The 22,078-nt window shown below is 36.9% G+C and carries 15 protein-coding genes; 3 read left to right on the forward strand and 12 right to left on the reverse strand.

What is annotated here, in order from left to right; translation table 11 throughout:
• Window positions 1–151: 151 nt before the first annotated feature.
• The 7 genes from menC to ACSKT4_RS06105 form a co-directional block, all read right to left on the reverse strand.
• Window positions 152–1,267, reverse strand: coding sequence for an o-succinylbenzoate synthase (menC, locus tag ACSKT4_RS06075; RefSeq protein WP_465823024.1), 1,116 nt, complete (start codon window positions 1,265–1,267; stop codon window positions 152–154).
• 19 nt (window positions 1,268–1,286) lie between these two features.
• Entirely contained in the window at window positions 1,287–2,057 is a 771-nt protein-coding gene (locus ACSKT4_RS06080; protein ID WP_186870476.1) for a GNAT family N-acetyltransferase, read from the reverse strand.
• Between the two features lie 10 nt (window positions 2,058–2,067).
• A complete protein-coding gene (locus ACSKT4_RS06085) occupies window positions 2,068–3,198 on the reverse strand; it encodes a M20 peptidase aminoacylase family protein (RefSeq protein ID WP_186870477.1) in 1,131 nt (376 codons plus the stop codon).
• A gap of 191 nt (window positions 3,199–3,389) precedes the next feature.
• Window positions 3,390–4,085, reverse strand: a complete 696-nt coding sequence (locus ACSKT4_RS06090) for an ABC transporter ATP-binding protein (RefSeq protein ID WP_222619055.1) — start codon at window positions 4,083–4,085, stop codon at window positions 3,390–3,392.
• 19 nt (window positions 4,086–4,104) lie between these two features.
• Window positions 4,105–6,615 carry an FtsX-like permease family protein gene (locus ACSKT4_RS06095; RefSeq protein ID WP_186870478.1) on the reverse strand — a complete coding sequence of 837 codons (2,511 nt, stop codon included), beginning with the start codon at window positions 6,613–6,615 and terminating at the stop codon, window positions 4,105–4,107.
• A 493-nt stretch (window positions 6,616–7,108) separates the two neighbouring features.
• Window positions 7,109–8,581 (reverse strand): alanine/glycine:cation symporter family protein, encoded by a 1,473-nt coding sequence (locus tag ACSKT4_RS06100; RefSeq protein ID WP_186870479.1) that lies wholly within the window; start codon window positions 8,579–8,581, stop codon window positions 7,109–7,111.
• 21 nt (window positions 8,582–8,602) lie between these two features.
• Window positions 8,603–10,216, reverse strand: coding sequence for an amidohydrolase (locus tag ACSKT4_RS06105; RefSeq protein WP_211742565.1), 1,614 nt, complete (start codon window positions 10,214–10,216; stop codon window positions 8,603–8,605).
• A gap of 185 nt (window positions 10,217–10,401) precedes the next feature.
• Between ACSKT4_RS06105 and ACSKT4_RS06110 the strand changes: the two genes are divergently transcribed.
• Both ACSKT4_RS06110 and ACSKT4_RS06115 read left to right on the forward strand, forming a co-directional pair.
• A complete protein-coding gene (locus ACSKT4_RS06110) occupies window positions 10,402–10,797 on the forward strand; it encodes a ribonuclease HI family protein (protein WP_186870481.1) in 396 nt (131 codons plus the stop codon).
• Window positions 10,798–10,957: 160 nt separating this feature from the next.
• On the forward strand, window positions 10,958–11,860 hold the full coding sequence (locus ACSKT4_RS06115) for an aldo/keto reductase (RefSeq protein ID WP_186870482.1): 903 nt from the start codon (window positions 10,958–10,960) through the stop codon (window positions 11,858–11,860).
• Between the two features lie 128 nt (window positions 11,861–11,988).
• Here the strand turns inward: ACSKT4_RS06115 and cbpA are convergent, their stop codons facing one another.
• The 3 genes from cbpA to ACSKT4_RS06130 all read right to left on the reverse strand — a co-directional run bounded on the left by cbpA (window position 11,989) and on the right by ACSKT4_RS06130 (window position 14,606).
• Window positions 11,989–12,615 carry a cyclic di-AMP binding protein CbpA gene (gene cbpA / locus ACSKT4_RS06120; RefSeq protein ID WP_186870483.1) on the reverse strand — a complete coding sequence of 209 codons (627 nt, stop codon included), beginning with the start codon at window positions 12,613–12,615 and terminating at the stop codon, window positions 11,989–11,991.
• 266 nt (window positions 12,616–12,881) lie between these two features.
• A complete protein-coding gene (locus tag ACSKT4_RS06125; protein ID WP_186870484.1) occupies window positions 12,882–13,388 on the reverse strand; it encodes a hypothetical protein in 507 nt (168 codons plus the stop codon).
• Between the two features lie 297 nt (window positions 13,389–13,685).
• Window positions 13,686–14,606, reverse strand: coding sequence for a DMT family transporter (locus ACSKT4_RS06130; protein ID WP_186870485.1), 921 nt, complete (start codon window positions 14,604–14,606; stop codon window positions 13,686–13,688).
• A gap of 196 nt (window positions 14,607–14,802) precedes the next feature.
• On the opposite strand from ACSKT4_RS06130, the gene ACSKT4_RS06135 reads away from it, so the two are divergent.
• Window positions 14,803–16,038 (forward strand): TraB/GumN family protein, encoded by a 1,236-nt coding sequence (locus tag ACSKT4_RS06135; protein WP_186870486.1) that lies wholly within the window; start codon window positions 14,803–14,805, stop codon window positions 16,036–16,038.
• Between the two features lie 580 nt (window positions 16,039–16,618).
• On the opposite strand, the gene ACSKT4_RS06140 is transcribed toward ACSKT4_RS06135, so the two are convergent.
• Window positions 16,619–17,548, reverse strand: coding sequence for a diguanylate cyclase (locus ACSKT4_RS06140; protein ID WP_186870487.1), 930 nt, complete (start codon window positions 17,546–17,548; stop codon window positions 16,619–16,621).
• Window positions 17,505–21,944 (reverse strand): AAA family ATPase, encoded by a 4,440-nt coding sequence (locus ACSKT4_RS06145; protein ID WP_465823025.1) that lies wholly within the window; start codon window positions 21,942–21,944, stop codon window positions 17,505–17,507. The genes ACSKT4_RS06140 and ACSKT4_RS06145 overlap by 44 nt, the downstream gene beginning before the upstream one ends.
• Window positions 21,945–22,078 lie beyond the last annotated feature (134 nt).

Consider the following 22,078-nt stretch of genomic DNA (forward strand, 5'->3'; position numbering starts at 1 on the left):
TGCACTGGATTAGGCGCACGCTTATAATCTCGTGATATAATAATCATTCACCTAGCCCACTTCGGAAATACATTTTCCTATGAGGGCTAGGTGTATTAATCATCTATAAGGTTCTGGATTCTCCTTAATTTCCGCTACTATCACGATACAATTACATAGGGAATGCCAGCTTTTCAAAGCGAAACGCTTCTAGCGCTTCTTTGTCCACTTCATAACCAATACCAGGGGCTGTTGGTACTTTGATTACGCCATTTTCTACTACAACTTCTGGTTTAATAATATCTTTCTTCCAATATCGAGAGGACCCTGCGGTATCCCCTGGTAAAATAAAATTAGCTAAAGTCGTAATCGCTACATTATGTGCTCGCCCGATACCAGCTTCTAACATTCCTCCACACCACACCGGGATTCCTTGATCCTCACAATAATCATGAATTTTGATTGATTCAGATAAGCCCCCAACACGGCCTACTTTTATATTTATAATTTTACAGCTTCCTAGTTCGATTGCCTTTTGGACATCATACAACGAGTGAATACTCTCATCTAAACAAATCGGGGTTTGTAATTCCTTTTGAAGTTTTGCATGGTCGATAATATCATGATGCTGTAGGGGCTGTTCAATCATCATTAGATTTAGATCATCCAACTGCTTCAGCAATTCTATATCATCTAGGGTATAGGCAGAATTTGCATCTGCCATAATTGGTGTATCTGGAAAAGCCTTTCGCACCTCATGAAGCATATCCACATCATGACCAGGCTTAATTTTCAACTTTATACGCTTATACCCTTGCTCAAGAAAATGCTCGATTTTATTCAATAATTCTTTTACGCTTGGCTGTATGCCAATACTGATTCCCACATCAATCTCCGTCTTTTTGCCACCGAGAGCTTTTGCTAACGGTACACCCTGCCGTTTCGCATAAAGGTCCCATATCGCTCCCTCTATAGCAGCCTTAGCCATATTATTGCCACGTAATCGTTCGAATAATGGAAACACCTCATTTGGATGTTCAATTGCATTATCTCTTAAAATAGGAATTAAAAAGTCTTCAATGATAGCTAAATTAGACTTTATCGTCTCTTCTGTGTACCAAGGAATAGAAAATGCGACCCCTTCTCCGTAGCCATGATTCCCGTCTGTATCCACCACTTCTACGATATAGAATTCTTTGCCCTGCATGGTGCCGAAGCTTGTTGCAAATGGATCAATCATTCTCATGTTGAGTCGATGGATGATGATGTTTATTAATGGAATTGTCATGTTACACCCTTCTTCCTAATCATTTTTCAAAGCAATAATAACTGACATATTCATCACGAATAATATCTTTAGCCGTATAACCGTTTGAAAATAATAATTGAAATAGTTCTCTAGTACTGCTACGCCATTGAATAGCATGTTCTATATTTGTTGCTTTCATATCTTGAATATTAGCTGGAATGGCAACAAACCACTGTTCACAATCAGAGTCAAATACCACATCTGTTCGCCTTGGCTCCATCTTCTGTCCCATTTCCAATAATAATTGGGAAGAATCAATTGTACCATCGAATGGCTCAGTTTCTCTTTGAAAATGCCATTCAATTACCAATCGATCAGAAGCAAGTCCCTTATTTAATCCATCATCCATTGTCCCATAATAATTTTCTCTATAGGTAGTTGCTATCCCACCCAATTTATGTAAATTCAAGTAAGCATTGACACTTTCAAGCGGATCATATGTCCAAATCATTTTATCATATCCCTTGTCCGCTGCTACCTCTCGTTGCTTACGTTTTATTTTCTCTCCAAGCCCAGACTTACGATATGCCGGAAGAATTCCTAGTGCGTGCGATACTAAATACACCTCTTGTCCATCAAACCCTGGAAAACTATACTGGAAACCAATCATGTTTCCTCCTAAAAAAGCTCCTATTAGCACACCACCATTATGAAATGCGGTTAATGTTTGGTGAATCGGAATCGGCGTATCCTGCCAGACGATTTCTTCAATTTTTTGTATCTGATACAGTTCATCCAATGTTGTTATTTCTCTAATCTCTATCCCCATAATCTCCCTCCTAACCTTGATACTTCCTTACAGTCCTTCGTAATACCGTTACTAGAATCTCCACACTTGGTTCGATTGCTTGATAATTAAACGTCATTTGTGGGTGATGTAGCCCTGGTTCTAAATCGCATCCAACTGCTAACATGGTTGCTTTTAAAGATGGTCTCTTAATGGTATAAAAGTGAAAATCATCTCCCCCGGTTGTTGTAATCATCGGTATTAAGTGGTCTTTGCCAACTGTCTCCACAATAGCCTCTTCCATTAAATTAGTTGCTTCCTCATTGATTACTGCGGCAGCAACACTTGAGCTTATCGATAGATCAATTTTTACTCCATGATAGTTGGAAAGCATATTAGCAATTCGCTCCACTTTCTCCAAGAGCTCCTCCATTGCTTCATTAGTTTGGGCACGCATATCAATAGAAAACGTAGCATTCCCAGGGATAATATTAGTGCTCTCTCCTCCAGCATGGAAGCTCGTCATCTTTACCGAGTGCGGAATCATCGGATCTATATAAATATTATTCAAATGCTGAAAAAACTCACTCCCCACTTGAATTGCATTAGCGTTAAGATGTGGTCTAGCACCATGGGCATCTTCTCCTGTAATAACTCCATCAACTGACCATGAGGCGCCATGCCTAATTGCTGGCGAGAACTGACCGTGCTTTAATTCTTGAATTGGACGAAGGTGAAGACCATATAGAAAATCAGCATCATCCACAACCCCTTTTTCTACAAGTGTCAACGCTCCATCTCCCTTTTCTTCAGCCGGCTGGAAAATAAATCGAAACGTTCCTTGGTCTGGAGTTCCCTCCTCAAGAAGTGTAAACAGCACACCTAATACAATCGTCATATGGGCATCATGACCACATGAATGGTTTGCTTTAAATTCACCGTTAACCTCTTGCCAAAGTGCATCCATATCGGCCCGTAGTGCTACAACCGGCTTCCCACTACCAATTTCTACTACTAAACCAGTTATTTCCGGGAAGCATTGAATGTTTACCTTCTTATTCGCAAGTAACCCTTTAATATATTCCGTAGTCTGAAATTCCTTCCAGCTTACTTCTGGGTTTGCATGTAAATAATCGAAAATCTCTTTTAATATTGGCCTCAGCTTCTTACTAGTTGTCTTCATGATGTCTACAATACCCCTTTCTATTACTATCCTATGCCATCAATATTCTTTTTCTATTCCCTAATATGCTTCAGGTCAATCTTTTTCTCTTGTTGCCAAGCTTAGGAATAAAAAGAATGGAGTCAATGCGTTATCTATTGAAAGTGGCATTAAAAAATGCAGGGAAAATACTCCCTACATCTCTATTCGTGTTAAACCAACACTGGCTCAACTATCTCTCCATCTTTCATCCGAATTAATCGATTACCATATTCAGCCGCTTCTTCAGAATGTGTCACCTGGACAATCGTAATTCCCTTTTCCTGATTAATACGACGGAAAAGCTTCATAATTGCTGTCCCTGTCTTACTATCCAAATTCCCAATTGGTTCATCTGCTAGTATGAGTGCTGGACTTAGGATTAACGCTCGAGCAATGGCAACCCGTTGTTGCTGTCCCCCGGATAATTCTCTCGGTGTATATTTCTTTCGTTCTGAAAGACCCACAATTTCTAATATCTCATCCAGCTGCTCTTTATAATCAGCTGTCTTCTTCTTATCCATCGTAACCGGAAGTAAAATATTTTCTTCTACTGTTAAGTTTTGTACTAAATTATAAAACTGAAACACAAAGCCCATTGTTCTTCTTCGTAGAATACTTTTCTGTTTATCCTTCATTTTATTAATATCTTGATTTTGAATGAACACTTTTCCAGAAGTTGGTTGATCAATCCCTCCAAGTAAATACAATAACGTACTTTTACCAGATCCGGATGGCCCCATTATGGAAACAAAATCGCCTGATTCAATCGAAATCTCAATGTTTTTTAACACTGGGATATCATTTGCTCCCACTTTGAAATTCTTACATAACTTTTCTGTCCGAACAATACTCTCCAACATCTCCATTAGCCCCCCTTGAGAACCTTTACTCATATCGCAATTCTTTCATTATATGAAGCTTAAAAACCTTTCGAACTAGTGAGAGAGTTGATAAAGCTAATAATATCGCAACCACCCCACATAAAATGCCATAAAGTTTGAACGTAAAGTGAAAATCGGTCACCATCCCTATAGCGTAAAAGAACTTAGTTAATAAGAAATTTAACGCGAATCCACCAAAAAGCCCAATGACAGCTACTATTAAAAATGTAAGGAGTGTTTCGGCGAATATCATTTTCACTATTTGCCCTTTACTCATACATACAGAATAGAGAATGGCATATTCCTTCTTCCGCTGATTGAAGGAGACCATAAGATTATTTGAAATTCCAAGAATCCCCACCATCATACCTAAACCAATAATGATTGTGATTCCATCAATTAACGTATCGATCGTGCTTTTCTGTGCCTCTATCCTCTCGTCAAAAGTCGCTACCTCTAGTGAATAGTTACTATAGTAGTCTGCTATATTCTCTTTTAATTCCTCCGCTACTATTCCTTCCTCCTGCTTCAGCGTTAATTCATAAAAGAGAGGCTCAAAATAATCCTCATAGATTTCCATTGGAATTAAAGCACTATCGCGACTTGAGGCAAATCCAGCGCTTTCCATCGAACCAGCTACAATAAATGTTACTGGACCAGCGTTCTCTAGATTTTCGTAATGGCTATTAATTGGCTGTATTTGTACCGAATCTCCTATATGTATGTCGTATTTATTCATATAGTAGTCATCTAATATAACCGGGTTATCTAAGCTAATTAATCGTTCTTCATCTATTTCGAGATAATTTATCCCATCATAGAATTCACCTATCTCATTAAAATCGTCTACGCCAAATACGCCATAAATACCTTCACTTCCATTAATAGAGGATTTCCCCAAACTTACAGCTTGAAGATAAGCATCAGCTACTCCATCCATTTCCACTATGTCATGAACAAGCGAATCATTACGATCACTAAGTGTAACAACTACATCAAAATCTTTACTTACTGCCTTTGTTACATAATAATTAATTCCTTCACTTGCAATTCCTACCATAATTAATAGTAAAAAAACGACAATAATCATACTGACATTGTTTGCAACAATCTTATTGTTAGCAATATTTTTAATGCCCAGTCCTAATTCTCCCGATCGACTCCTCTTAAAGTATAGAGACAATAACTTTGAAAACCCACTCAACAATAGTGGCATTAACAACACAATGGAAATAAACAATAACAAAATCGATACAATAGAAAGTAGCATATCATCATATTTATTGAATCCATTTATCACAAAAGCAATGAAGAAGAATACGATTCCGAGAATAACCGTCCATCTCGAGCGTTTTTCTAATGTAGACGATGTATTGAAAAGCACATCCTTTAAAGGTTTGGCATTCGTTCTCACTATCCGGAGAAAGCTCACTAGTGCTGGGAACATCATTCCGAATACTACCGAAATGATTAAATAGATCATATTATATTCGACTACTGTTTCCATACCATATTCCTTGTACTCATTAAACAGATCCGCTGCAAACGGGAGTAGGAACACAGCTAAAATAATCCCTAGGACCGCTCCAATTACCCCATACATGAAGAACTCCAAAATTAATACCCGATTCATCATCCCTTTGCTAGCTCCAACACTGCGAAAAGTAGCTAAAACAGGCATACGTTCCGTAATAATTAACTTGGAAAGGGATGAAATAACATATGCACTGATTAACACAATAATAATAATCGCTAGCATCATAACCGTTTGGAAGGTCTGCTCATCTCGCATAATCGTATCTGCAGCACTACTCTTTTGTATGGTAAAGCCTTGATTCGTCTCCGCTAAACTAGTAATTGCTGTGTCCAGTTCCGTACCCGGTACTTCTAATAGAGTACTCGACACCATATCTCCTCCGCCGAGCATTTCCATTACCTGGTCCGGCTGAGCAAGAAGTAGAATGTCTCCCATTTCCGAATAATAAATACCATCTGATTTACTAATAGCAGCTATCCTAAAGTCATAAGAATTACCGCCACTGCTTACATCTATCCTATCTCCAACCACTAAATCATATGTAGAACTCGTTTTCTGACTAATAATCACAGAATTACCCTCAAGTTCCTGGGAGCCAGTAAGGATATCTACAATTTGCATCTCAAAAGCTGCTTGGGGGTCTAAGCCATATAATGTCACTGTAACATGTTCATCATTTAAGAATGATTTACCAATTGCTTGTATCATATCTAAACGATTATCTATATGAATATCTGCTATATCTAGCTTAGTAGACTCATAGAAAGGAATACCATCTTCCGCTTTTTTCGATACAACTACATTAGCAGTACCATAAGAACCTTGTAACATAGTTGTATACGTGTTATTTATAATTTCATTTAAACTAAGGCCAATAAATAAAATCAAAGTAGACAGCAAAATCGTAAGAAGCACGATAATCGACCTTAGCCTCTTCTCCAAAATATTATGTATAATATGCTTTAGAACAATACGCATCGCCCAAGCCCCCAAAGGAATAAAAGTGGTAATTTATAACAATACTTAAATACTATCCTAAAGTGTTGATCTAGGCAATGCGAATATATAAAATTTACTAAAAAATCACAAAAATAACAGGACAATAGTATTCACTTTAAAGGAAAAACCGAATGATGAGCAAAGACCCGCTCCGGAAATATACATGTGGTTACTTCCAATACAGGGACGACATCTGCTCGAAAGTACCTTCGCAGTGTCTTCTTTGCACTTTATCACAGCACAAGTGCGACATCTGCTCGAAAGTACCTTCGCAGTGTCTTCTTTGCCATCGGGCAGCTGTTGAGCTAGGCTAGGTAATCTTCCTTGCACCAGGAAGCCCGCTATGTAGCATTTCTAGTGGACTCGTGGTGCATCCCAGTGCCTCTGGGCGTGCTCTATCCACCCTGCTTTCGTCTGTACATATTTAAGGAGCTAAGTATCATTCGGTTTTACATTAATTATTTTTCCAATCTCAAATCACGTTTGAATCTTTAGATGACGTACCTTTATCCTCATAAAATAACACAATGTCAGGATCAATCTTACCTATCCCTAAATATCTAGCTTTATAATCCTTTAACAAGCTTAAGAAACGTTTACTTAATAATAAAATGACTACTACGTTTATAAATGTTGGAATGGCTGAAGTTATGTCTGCAAAATACCACACTGCGGCACCTGGCATCCCTATACTTACTGCATAAATGACCATAGCGAGCCCCGGTATCGGGTAAAACCAACTAAAAAAACGTAGACATGCACGCTTGATCTTAGAGTCACGTTTATTAAATAAATGTCTCAATAATATATCGTAATAAATATACCAGCCAGTAGTAGTGGTTACACCAAATAGAACGACAGATACCGCTATAATATAGCGCCCTATTTCCCCTATACCAACTTCGAAAGCAGTTAATGTTAGTTCTGCACCAGACAATCCTGATGACCACACACCGGTCACAATAATTGTCAATGCGGTAATCGTACAAACAACAATGGTATCAACAAAGACTTCAAAAGCACCCCATATACCTTGTTTTACAGGATGGTCTACTTTGGCTGTAGAATGTACCATTGGTGATGTACCCCATCCCGCTTCATTACTGTATACCGAACGAGCCATACCCATTTGGATAACTTGAGCAACTACAGCACCGGTGAAACCTCCAATAGCGGCTGTTCCTCCAAATGCGCCAGAAAAAATTAATCCGAATGCTTCACCAACTTGACCAATATTACTAACGATAATGAAAAGACCGGAAAGAATAAAAAACAGCACCATAAATGGAACAATCCGAGATGCCACTTTTCCAATATGTTTAATTCCACCATAAATGATATAGTAAATAGTTACTGTTAAAGCAATCGATGCTGGAATCATTCCGATTCCAAATGTAGAGCTAACAGCCTCTGATACCGTATAATTTTGTAAGGTAAAAAAGAACGTACCGAAAATACCAAAACCAAAGATGACTGCCGGAATCATCCAAAACTTAAAGTTCTTCTCCTCGCCAAGACCTTTCTCCATATAATAGGTTGGTCCGCCGTAAGGATCACCATTTTCGTCTGTATTACGATAATGAACAGATAGTGTCACTTCCACCGTTTTAATAATCATCCCGACTAGAGCACACATCCACATCCACAATACAGCACCTGGTCCCCCTACAGCAATGGCAGTCGCAACACCACCAATATTACCAACTCCAACTGAGCCACCAACAGCTGTACTTACCGCTTCAAAGGAAGAGAGAATTCCCTTCCCCTTTTCTTCCTTGTCCTGCTTTTTAAAAATGGTTCCTAGAGTTGTTTTCAAAATGTGAGGTAAATGGACAAATTGGAAGAACTTCGTAGCCAGCGTAAAATATACCCCTACGAATAAGATTGTAATAATAAGTGGTAATCCCCATAAGAATCCGACGACCTTCTCTAATAAATCTCCCATACCTTTATCCCCCCTTAGACTCTAATTTGTTTGATGCAAGGATTTTTGGTAGTGAATATCCCCACCAATTATGGTCATTTCTATAGTTGTTTCTAAAAGCTCATCTGGATCATCTATTTCAAATGGATTAGTTGAATAAACTGTCATATCTGCTAGCTTCCCTCTTGATATTGTTCCCTTTAATGTTTCTTCATTAGTTGGATATGCCCCCATTTTTGTAAATAGTTTAAACGCATCATACATCGAGAGTTTCTCCTCGGAATTCCACCCCTTGTGCCGGTCTCCAGGTGCTCTTCTTGTTACAGCCGCATGAATACCTAACAATGGGTCCATTGGTTCGACTGGTGAATCCGAGCCACCTGCACAAATAACATTTGAGTTCAATAAAGTTTTCCAAGCATAGGCTAGATTCATCCGTTTTGGACCAAGTCTTTCCGCCACCCAAGGAAAGTCACCTACAACAAATCTCGGCTGTAAATCAGCAATACGACTAGGTACTGCTAATCGATTAATTAGATCTTCCCGTAATACTTGTACATGTATCAATCGATCCCGGTAAGCTACAACTGGGAACTGGTCTAAAATATCCAATATATTTTCTAATGCTTTATCCCCGATCGTGTGAACTGCAATAGGCATGGATAGATTTCTCACTTTCCGAACTAAATCATATAGTTCATCATTTGTGTGCATTGCCTCACCAACATTACTTGGATCATCCGCATAAGGTTCTGATAATAATGCGGTTCTCCTTCCAAATGCCCCATCTGCAAAAAGCTTTACTGCCCCAATCGTTAACGTTTCATTTCCGTACCCTGCATACATACTAGATTCCTTCAAATCATCTAAGTAATCATAATCAATTAAAAGGTTACAACGAAGTCCCAGTTTCTCTTGATTTAATAACTCATCGAACATCCGATACGTACTATGAAGTCCTCCTAAATTGTTGGTATCATTTGTATGTACACTTGTTAATCCTTGTCTAATAGCAAGCTTAATCGCCTGCCGTAGTGCACCTTTTAAATCATCATAAGAATATTCCGGAATATGAGCTGTAAAAATGTCTGCTGCAGACTCTAGAATAAGCCCTGTCGGCTGCTTTAATGTTTCATCTAGTTCAATTGAACCGCCTTGAGGCATTATCATATCACGATGATAATGACAAACCTCCAAGGCTTTTCTATTCACTAATGCTGCATGACCACAAACGCGTGGAATGTAAAGAGGATTATGTGGAGAAACAGAATCTAGTTCATTAATAGTAGGAATACCACCATCTATAAATAAATTTTCATCCCACCCTCTCCCAACTAGCCATTCTCCAGGTGAGAGGTTTGCTGCTTTATCTTTGATTATCTGAAGCATAGAAGTTTTCGAGGTTACCCCAGTTACATCTAGGTTTAATAAATTGATAGCTATCGATGACAGATGTAGGTGGCTATCAATTAATCCCGGAGTAACAGTTTTACCGCCTAAGTCAACTATCTCCGTTTCATAACTCCCCCAATATGACGTTATTTCCTCCTTTGTACCCATATCAATAAATCTACCTTCTTCCACGACAACTGCTTCTACACATGGCTTTACCGGATCAAAGGTATAAAACTTCCCATTGATAAAAATTTTTCTCATGATAACTTCTCCCTTTTAATCAGTCGTTATAATTTTCTTATTTTTATAAATATACAAATAATTAATTATTTCGTCAATGCATTATAATAAAGGATAAGATCGGTTGCCTTTCACTAATTTTTTTCCTTAAATGGGATGTATGATAATATGTAGATGAATTCTAAGTAGCAGGGAGAGAAGCAATCTTGATAGAAGTATATACAGACGGGGCTGCTAGTGGAAATCCAGGCATTAGTGGTGCTGGCATTTATATAAAAGGACAAAAAAAACAGTATGAATATAGCTTCCCTCTTGGTATCATGACAAATCATGAAGCTGAGTTTTATGCTGTAATTAAAGCACTAGAGATATGTGAAAAAGAGTTCCCAAATGAAATTCTATCCTTTCGTTCCGATTCCCAAACCGTTGTACAAGTGGTAGACAATGATCTTACCAAAAACAAAACATTCCTCCCTTTACTAGAAGCAATTCGGGAAAAAACAGCAAAATTTCCCTATTTCTTCATCAAGTGGATACCAGAAAAAGAGAATGGACATGCTGATCGTTTATCCCGAAAGGCTATTCAAGCACAGCGGTCTTAAGTGATCTATAAGCACATTTTCAAAGACAAGCATAAGAAAAAGGAGTATAGTAGTCGTAAAGAATTTTCAACCAATTGAAGGAAATAGCCTAATTAGGCACCTACTCAGTGCTAGAGATAATGTAAAGGATGAAAACGTTAAATGAAGGAGCCAATTAATCATGGAAAGAATACAGCTTGCAGAGGATTTATCTTTTTCTAGAATTATTCACGGTTTATGGCGGTTAGCTGATTGGAAATATAGTGCCGACCAATTTGTAGACTTAATTGAATATTGTATGGAACAAGGGATTACTACATTTGATCATGCCGATATTTACGGTGGATTTCAATGTGAGGAGCTATTTGGTAATGCACTTGCACTTAAGCCTGGACTTCGAGAAAACATTGAGATCGTGACCAAGTGCGGGATTGTCATTCCGTCTCCTAATCGACCGGAACACAAGTCACATCATTACAACACATCAAAACGCCATATTATCCAATCTGTAGAGAATTCTTTAAAGAATTTCCGGACAGATTATATTGATACGTTATTAATTCACCGACCAGATCCCTTTATGGATCCTGAACAGGTTGCGAGTGCCTTTCACGAATTAAAAGCTTCTGGGAAAGTCAGACACTTTGGGGTATCTAATTTCAAGCGTCATCAGCTTACAATGCTTGAATCTTATTTAGATGTAGATCTTGTGACGAACCAAATTGAACTTTCAGCATACCAGTTAGAAAATTTGGAAGACGGAACGTTAAACCTTTGTCTAGAGAAACGAATCGCTCCCATGGCATGGTCCCCACTAGCAAGAGGACAAATTTTTACGAACGAAGATGATAAAGCAGTACGGTTACGTAAGACATTAGAGAAAATCGCTATTGAAATGGATAGAAGTAGTATCGATGAAATATTATACGCATGGATTTTAAATCATCCCGCTAATGTAATGCCAATCGTAGGTTCAAGTAAAAAGGAAAGGATCCAAAAAGCAGTTAATGCCTTGAATATAGAATTATCATTAGATCAATGGTTTGAAATTCTACATGCATCCATGGGTCATGAGGTGCCTTAATGTAGAGATGAAAGCAAAATGACTATCAAATGCATTGTCCCATTTGATAGTCATTCTATCTTCCTAGTTTTCTATTTAAATTAGCAAAAGGACTCAAGTCAAAGCTGTATTATCGTTAGTTTAACTGCCTAATTCAACTTCTCAATATCTGTAACAGTAAAGTTATTCTTATCCAAATCCAATCGAATCTTCTCCGCTAAGTCTTCATCCACTTCTTTTGGAAGCACGATACAAACTCTTCTTACATAATTAGAGTTGTTATTTAAAGAAATAACACTTTGTACATTACAATGTCGATTTACAATTCTTAACATTTTTTGTAGTGCACCAGCATATTCAATTGTACCGATTGTAAAGGAGTAGCTACCATTATGTACTCCCCAAGCATTTTCTAGAACTTGAATAACATTGCCATTCGTTAAAATCCCTAAAAAGTCCATGGAGTCATTAACAACTGCTAAATAAGGAAGCTTTTTAATAGATGAGAATACTTTAAAGAATGGGGCGTCTTCCTTAATGTATCCCTCACGGTCAGAGACTAAATCTGATAATGTGCCAACCAAGGAGTAATCAAGCTCATATTCTAATAAATCAACCTTATATATATTCCCTACGTATTTCTCTCCCGTTTCATCAAGAACTGGAATACACCGATAACCAGAATCCTCTAGGGTCTTCATTACAGATTCTAGGCTATCACTTTCTTTTACAAATACTACATCATTCTTATTAACATAATCATTTTTGACAAGCATTCCTATCCCCCCAAGACTAAAAATTAGGGCACTACAAATGAATATAGGCCTTTTATATATTTAACATTATTTTCAGTAAAATAGCAATAACCTAAAATTCGTTCACACAAAGGTTCTTTACATTACTAGGAATGGACAATCCCGTGATCACTCTAACGAAATAAATGAATTATGGTGTTTAAAGCCTACCTAACAAAAATACTGGTAGGATAATAGTTCTACATATGTATCGCTACTATCCTACCAGTCTCTTTAACTAATTATCCTTATTCATCTTCTTCAATAAAGTTATATTCCTCAAGTAAATAATCATAATGATCGGCAACCGCCTTATTCTTCTCTTCTGTAATCGTATTTAACTCGACTACCTCTTGATCTAGTGTCATCAATTCTTCTTCTGTTGTATTCTCATCTAGAAGTGCCTCGAAGAATTCTTTTTCTTTCAACACTGTAGCTTCTAGAGAGTTAGCCTGCTCTTGAAGTAATTTGTGGTATTCCTTTGTTGCATCATACTCGATCTTTTGTCCATCATAATAGTCATTAATCTCATTAACTACAGGAATGATTTCATTATCATATAAATCAATTACTTCATCTTCCGTTTCCATCACAGTCATTTGCTCATATAGACTAGCTAATTTATCCATTAATGGATGAACCTCATCAACTACTGCATTGTGATACTCTAATACTTCATCTGCTTCTGGTGAACTACATGCTGCTAGGACCATCGCTAATACTAGTCCCGTCACTACTAATAATAATCTCTTCATTAAAACTATCCCCTTTATTTTTTACTCTTAAGTCATTTTAAAGTAAATTCTAGAACTGTCAATTAGGCAATTAAACCTAATCAAAAATCATTAGTCATTAAGTCTCATTTCTAATGTTTGTCCATATCAATTTCTTAACAAACCATTCCCTCAAAACAGGGAAAATACATTCAGTAAAAACCCATTATTTGGTAAATATGTAGTACCTACGATTCATTTTGACAAATTTGTAAAAAATATGGCAATTACTACATAAAAAACATGTTCTTCCTCTCATTGGGAAGAACATGTTTAATATCATGCTTTCTTACTATGATAATTTACAATAATAATACCAAACGCTACTAATACGATTGCAACGAGGATAAAACTATTCAGCATCTCACCGGAAATAAACATCGCAGACAATACAGCTCCGGAAACAGGGACGATAAACTTATACATACTTAATTCGCCTGCATGATTATATTTCAATAAAGAGTACCATAGAGCGAAAGCGACTGATGATAGAAGAGCCGAATAGATAAATAAACCGAGCCCAGTTGAGGTGAATGTCATAGCACCTTCATGTAAGAATGGAAATCCAACCACTAACATGATTACCCCACCAATGGTTAACTGCCATCCTGTAATGGCGAATGGGTGAATCCCCGACGCTAGCTCTTTTGCCATAATCGTTGCAATTGCCGCTGTTAATCCGGATAGTATCATATAACCTTCACCATCCCACTGGAAACTGATCTGGAATTCTTGCCCCCAGTTCGCGACAACAATTCCTAGAAATCCCGTCATAAGACCAACGGATTTCTTCCAGCTCATTCGATCACTTCGGTAGTAAAAGTGAGCCAAAATGACAGTGAAAAAGGTTCCCCCAGAAGAAAGGATTGCCCCTTGCATTCCAGAAACATTTGCAAGTCCATTATAAAAGAAAAAGTATTGTAAGGATGTTTGTACAATACCAAGTATCGTTAAGACTAAAAACTGCTTTTTCGTAACCTTTATTCGCCTCCAGTTACTACATAATAAAAAAAGTAGTACAATTAGTCCTGCTAGTAAAAATCGACCACCTGCAAAAACAATTTTTGCTGCTATATCACCCGGAGCCATTTGCAACTCCTCATAGCTAATCTTTAAAACAGGAAAAGCACTCCCCCATAATATAGAACAAAATACAGCAATCCCTATGACACTCCATTTATGTTGAAAAATCCCTTTCAAGATTTTCATCTCCCATTACTTAGAATATAAAAGTCCAAATACATATCATATGCCAAATTTTTAATGAAAGCAAAGCATACGGATGGGAAAAACTTTTGATCCTCATCCTGCGAGATGGTGGTTGCTCTACTTTATGGCAATTTGATATAGTGGTGGAAAATACTGCTAATTGCTGTACAACATTGGGGGAGATTTTTTGAAGAATTTGCTACGCGTTTTTATGATGGTGCTAATCATTGGCTTAACTGCCTGTCAGAGTAATCAAGCGGATGGAATTTATTTTGAAGACTATCAGCTTGAGAAAGTTATCCGTGCTGAAATCAATAAAGATTCTGGAGACATTTTACAAGAAGATATACAATCCATTACCGACTTAGACGTATCGAACGAGCGAATTAAATCCTTAGAAGGAATAGAGAATTTAGATTCCGTTACGAAGCTTAATTTACAAAACAATAATATTGAGGATTTATCGCCACTTATGGAAATGGCTAGTTTAGAAGAAGTATCTATTGGAGGAAACCCGTATGATGATGCGGATGTAAAAAGTCTTCAGGATAAAAATATAACGGTCATTACAAAAGTAGAAGTGGAAGTACGAGGTGAACCAGACGGTCCAGGGGGATATCTTTGGAAGGTTGAACATGGTGATACTACGGTTTACTTACAAGGGACGATCCACACTGTAACAGAAGACTTTTTTCCTTTAAATCGTAAAATCGAAGAAGCCTATGCGAAAGCAGATGTAATTGTTCCAGAAGTTGACCTTAATAACATCAGTATGTTTGAAATGCAAGCCATCTATATGGAATATGCCCAATATGAAGATGGCTCAAGCATTCAAGACCATCTATCTACGGATTTATATAAGGAACTTGACCGTGTGTATACAGAACTAGGATATTCCATTGACATGTTTGACCAATTCAAACCATGGTTTCAATCGAATCTGATACAGAATTTAATAATGGAAGAGCTTAATTTCACAGATGGCGTCGACTTATATTTTCTAAATCGCGCAGAACAGGATCAGAAGGAAATCGTTGCCCTTGAGACTGCGGAAGATCAATTATCCATATTCGCTAATTTATCTGAGGAATTCCAAGTCCAAATGCTAGAGGAATCCTTGATCGAAATAGAGGAATTAAATGAACAAATGCTAGAGTTGCTGACCCTATATAAGGAAGGAGATGGTGACAAACTGCTAGACTACTTAACGGTAGAACAAGAAACAAGTGCAGAAGAGCAAGCCTACATGGAAGCACTTAATGATAACCGAAACTATAAAATGGCAGACAAAATTGCAACTTTCCTTGAGGAAGATAGCGGTGACACATACTTCGTCATAGTAGGTACCTTACATCTACTTCAAGAACCCCATATCCGCTCTCTCCTAGAAGAAAAAGGATATATAGTAGAGCAGATATTATAGACTAAAAGATATTTCTGAGAATAGCTCATAAAAATGAATTTGTTACTTGTAAGGGAACGGATGGGGAGACCGTTCCCTTTTTGTACTTTTCTTTCTCTTTTGCGTAACAGAGAATTGATCTCTTTACCTTTTTTCGCTCTCCTTCCTCATTTTGGGCCAGAGACAGACTCTCCGTTACCTTTTTCTGCTTTCCTTCCTCATTTGGGGCACAGAGGCAGACTCTCCGTTACCTTTTTCCGCTTCTCTTTCTCTTTTGGGTAACAGAGAAATGATCTCTTTTACCTTTTTTCCCTCTCCTTCCTCATTTGGGGCACAGAGACAGGCTCTCTTTTACCTTTTTCTGCTTTCTTTCCTCATTTTGGTAACAGAGATAACCCTTTTTTACGCTTTTCTTATACTGGCGAAAAGGTTTTCTATACTTTACCGTTTAAGAAAAGGGAAGGGAAGGGCACCTACTTTGATTGGATACTTTCTTATACTAAAAATAGATAATCCGAGCTACTACGAATTCTGATTACTAATTTTTCAGTAGTAGTTCGGATTTTCTATTGCTTGCAATTCTTCACTTTAGTTTGCTGTTCTAAATCATACCAGCTAGCAAACTACTATAGACACTTACCATATTTAAATCATCTGCTCCAAATTCCTTAAACCTACTCGGCGCTGTAAGATAGATAGCACCGCGTACACTTCCATTAACCATAATCGGAACAGCTAAAATTGAATCCCAATCTGGTAAACCACTAATCTTATTATGCTTATCCTTCACATCCCAAGTAATCGTATATAGTCCACGTTCCTCCAATAAAACCGAATGCAATATATCTGATTCTATCGACACTTGCTCTAACCAACCCTCTTCCTGTGCTCTCCTTCCATATACCTTTTCCCCATTTGGCGTATACAATAAAATATAGCCCACCTGTGCCTCCGAGATTTCGACTATTCTTCCTAAAAATTGATAGATTTTCTCCTCAGAAGATAGGTTTTTAATAGGGAGCTGGATGAGCTCTACCATAGCTAAGACATTTCTGGAATCCTTAATATCATCTCCTGTAAGAATGCCTGCTAGTTTATTTTGCTGCTTGGATGTAGTGAGAAAATCCTTATACCAAACTTGTGTATAATTCCGTCCTTTTTCCTTTGCACCATACAAAGCTTGATCTGCTTTTTCAATTAACTCTTTCACCCGCTGACCATGAAGCGGATATGTCGCTATTCCAATACTTACGGTTATATCAAACTTATCCCCTAATAACTGTTGTGCCGCAATTTCCTCACGAACTTTATCTGCAAATACTACTGCTTCTTCCGTTTTAATGTTTGGTAATATAATAATGAATTCTTCCCCACCATAACGACCTAGAGTATAAGATTCATCGAGCATATCCATAACGATATGAGATACGGTTCGTAATACTTCATCCCCGATTTGATGGCCATATCGATCATTTACCTGCTTAAATCTATCGAGATCGAACATGACGATACTGAAAGGTTCCCCTGTCATCTATTGCCTCTAATAGAGCATCGTCTAAGTATTTTCTAGTCAACGTGCCTGTCAGTTTATCAATGCTTGCCGAAAGCTTTAACTGGTGCTGTTCTAGTATTGTAGCTAAAAAGCCCATCACTTCTTTACATTTTTCTACTCCTGCTTCATTAAAATTATTCACAAGCAAATCTGTTTCTAAATAGATATAACCTAGAATAGACGGCTTAGAAATACCGTGATTCTGATTGATTGGAATGCACATGATACTCTGTAATCCTTTGGGTTCCAACTTTTGTTCCTTAGCACCTAAAATAACAGCCTCTCTTGTATCATGAACGAGATTAATCATATAGCGATTTTGTGGTAATTCACGATTCCCATCTGTTGTGCTTAGAACTGCTAATTCTTCCTTTTGATTCTCCGTAATAATGATTCCCCTCGAAGCAAGTGTTATCCCTGTGAGATAATGTAATAGCATATTAATATTCTTTATTGTATTAGGGCCGACCTTTGGTAGAATATCCTGGGCTGTACGAATTTCCTTTGAATATTTCTTCATGTGCTGTTCGCGAATGTATTCCATAAAGTCCTGATGTTCCAAAAATGCGCTAACATAATCTTTTGCTAGAAATCGATTTAAATCCTCTTGAGATAGTTGATCTTGCTTACCCTTTTCTTTATAAGTTAATATATGTTGCTCTTCGGATATCCAATTGTAAGTTCGTTCTAGACCTATAAACCCTTTAGCATAATGATTATTATTCACATAAGTTAGCTGGTATTGCTTCGGCACACCTTCCACTAATGATTTCACTAATTCGGTACTATCTAAATAATAATTTGCAGCACAATACCATTTCTCAGCCTTAAAAGCATACTCTCCCAATACCATCAAGATTCTAGCTATTAACTCCCTATTTTCACCCCGTTTAGCTAGTTTCAACCCCTGCTTTAAATAATAAATTGATTTCTTAGAACTATCCTTTGTTCCAAGAAAGTAAAAATATCTTGCTTTTAAAGCATCCGGTGTTTTATCTGTAAACAATTCCCCCAGCTTTTTACACAGGTTACTGGTTAAAGAATAATAACCACGTTCACTTAACACAACCAATGCTGTTGTTATTACTTTTATATTAAACGTATTATGAGGTATCTTTTCCACTAACTCTAACAAATTAAAAATAATCTTCTTTAGTTGCTCTGGTGGAGCATTCCTTAAAAGATGAAGCTTCTGATATGTGATGGCACTATCAGAATACATATTGTCACGGCCTTTATTAAACTCCACGACCAATTTTCCAAATTCATCGGCACGCTCGAAGTCACCGATAAAGTAAAATAGATTCATGCTCGTATTATAGTATTCAAATATATCTAATTCACGAGAGTTATCTTCCTTATGTAACGCTTCTATAATGTGATAATATTTAAATGCTCGCTTATATTCTGCCATTTCTGCAGATGTAAAGCATAGTTGATTATAGAGAGGGCTTAAAAGCCAACTTGCTCGACCCGCTTGTACTTTTTCAAGCGCGTATTTAAAATGATCATATGCTTCAGAAAAGTGATATGCAGTAGCATGAATTCTACCTATACTATTTAATGCTTGAATTTCTGTCTCAAAAATACCATACTTTTCACTAATATCCCTTACCTTTTCAAAATAATTTATTGCCTCATCGAATTCATTTCGAAATGATTGAGAGATAATACCAATATTGTTAATCGCTCCCAAATATCCTTTCAAATATCCTGCATGCTCTAGAAGCTTCATCGCCTTTTTAAAGTAGCGTATTGCCTCATCGTAACGATTATTCTGCACACTAGAGAATCCTAATAATAAGTAGGTTCTTCCAGTTATTCTAGGAAAATCATCCCCGCTTTCCGCAATAATTTCCTTTAAAATGATATCTGCTTCATCTAATTGGTTTTTTATGTTCAATAGTAATGCTTGCAGTCTCTTGTATTCAAGCCTCGATTCTCTATCCAATATTATAGGGAAGTTTTCATCTATTTTTTGTAAATAGTGCTTCAGATTGTCCACTTTATAGGATGTTGCAAATAGATTTCCTAACTCTAAATGTACTTTTAAAATTAAATCTTGCAAATCATGATTCTCAGCAATTTCCAATGCATACTTATAGGTTTTTAATGCCTGTTCTGTTTGATTGATTTCAATGCATAGCCCACCTATTTTCACCAGAATTTCTGTTTTTTCATATGGATTTACCATTAACCTCTCCGCTTTTTGAAGATATTGAACTTCCTTTCTAATTTCATGCTGAACATGGAGTTGCTTAGCAATATCCATATAATAAACCAGACACTTCTCCCAATTGTGAGCACCTTCATACTGATGAATCAGCTCCTCGATTTTAGTATCCGAGGCTTTTTCCATTAAAGCTGCTGCATGTGCATGCATGGTAATCTTTGTCTTAGCATCAATAGCTTCATACACAATCCGCTTCAATACCTTATTATAAATATCAAAAAGAAAACCATAATCCGATACTAATTGATGAATAATTCCTTTTTGAACTAAATAATCTACAGTAGAATGAATTAATACTTCGTCTAACTCGAGATACTCACTCATTATGTTTTTAGAAACCGGCTTATTATAGATAGCAATGGTCTCCAGTATTTGTAATGCGATTTTTTCTAAGTCCCGTAATTGGTTTACTAGCACTTGTTCAATACTTTCCGGAATTTCCAATGCATTATAATCTAGCAAAACACTCCACATACCATTATCCTTATTAACCTGAAGAAGCCTTCGACTATATAGATCCTTCATAATTTCCTGTATAAATAATGGGTTTCCAAAAGAACGGGCATATATCTTCTCGGTTAGCCTTAGTGGTTTATAAGATAAGGACAGAATTTGCCTGATCATTTCTGCTACTTGATCTTCTGTTAACAGATCTAATCGGATGATACTGGTGTCTAAACGCTTTTTCATTAAATGATAGTTTTCTAGAAAATCCTTCTCTCCATCCTCTCTTAGTTCACCTGATACAATAAACATCAAATTATTTTGATGACTATTGTTCATGCTCAAGTAATGTAATAAATTTAATGTGAACCTATCCGCTAGATGAAGGTCGTCTATTAAGAATACCGCTGGTCTCCCTTGTAAGCTATCATTAATAAATGCACCGATACGATTTAACAGCCGATATTCGCTATTATCATCTGTTAAATAGTCTAATGAGGTTGGTGCTCCACCTTTTTCTAATTCCGGAAAGTACTTTACTAGTTCTGCATGATATTTACGTAAAATAGAATAGTCTGTTTGACTGATTAGCTTTTGCAGAATATCTAGCCATAGGTTTTTACTACTCCCAGTACTACCTAGGTGAAAACTTGCATATACCGTTACTTTGCGTAATTCTAGTAAATAATGAAGTTCTTGGAGGAAGCGGGTCTTGCCAATACCATTTTCTCCTTGAACAAAGATAATACGTTTACTGGGCTTATAGCTCATCATATTCTGGACATTATTTAAAACATATGATAGTTCTTCATCTCTTCCGATGATACGGGTATGAAAATGAAGCTTTTCCAATGCCTCTTGCTCAATGATGGAAATATCGGTATCTAGACTTTCTCTAAGCTCCGTTATCATGTCTTGAATAGTTAGATAGGGATAATCCTCTTCTGTCCCTATCATTTTCTTGATAATAGGTAATAGGTTACGTAGCCTATGTCGATCATGGGCACGATATGATTGCCCTAGATTGTCTTCGAGTGATTGAAGCGCCTGCTTTGGATTTTCTATGTAAGCTTGTTTGGTTATCATCGCTAATAGAATTAGTCCTAACGCATACATATCTGTCTCAATATTTGGCTCTATTCCAGCTAATAATTTGGGTGAGTTAAAATATGAATTCTCTAAATCATGATGAAAATACTTTTCTAATTCAATGGTAGCAAGGTCTTTTAATTTGGGTAAAAGACGATTACCTTGTTTCATTGGGTAAATTGCCTTCAAATTTAATGATCCATAAATAAACCCACTTGTATGTACATAATGGACTGCTGAACAAATTTCGATGAATTGTTCGATTACCTCATCAATTGAAAACTGCTTTATCAACGAGAAGTATGATTCATTCTTTCTATCAAATTCTACCGTATAAAAAAACGCCTTTTCTGTATAAGGCTTATTATCTACAAAGGTGACCGCACCGAATTGTTCATTTCGTGCTATTCTTTTACTTGATAAATTCTTTATTGCTATAAATTGCTTCTCAAAAAAGTGAATTAACGAACTGGGTGTATATTCCGAGATTAATAGATTTAATTGGACATAGCGGTTCTCATGGAATAAATCCATAGCTAAATAGATGGATACGATTCTATTTTGCTCCAAAAGCTCAACAAGTCGATACCGATTATTAATAACTTCCATGGACTTCACCTCGTATTCGTTAAGTTGATGGGAATACCGTTTAAGAACTCGCCTATTACGATAAAAAAAGGCTATTCGAAGAACGAATAGCCAAAATAATTCATGCATGCATAAAACCAACAAATTTGTCCGTC

This window comes from Ornithinibacillus liuyingii (assembly GCF_055550225.1).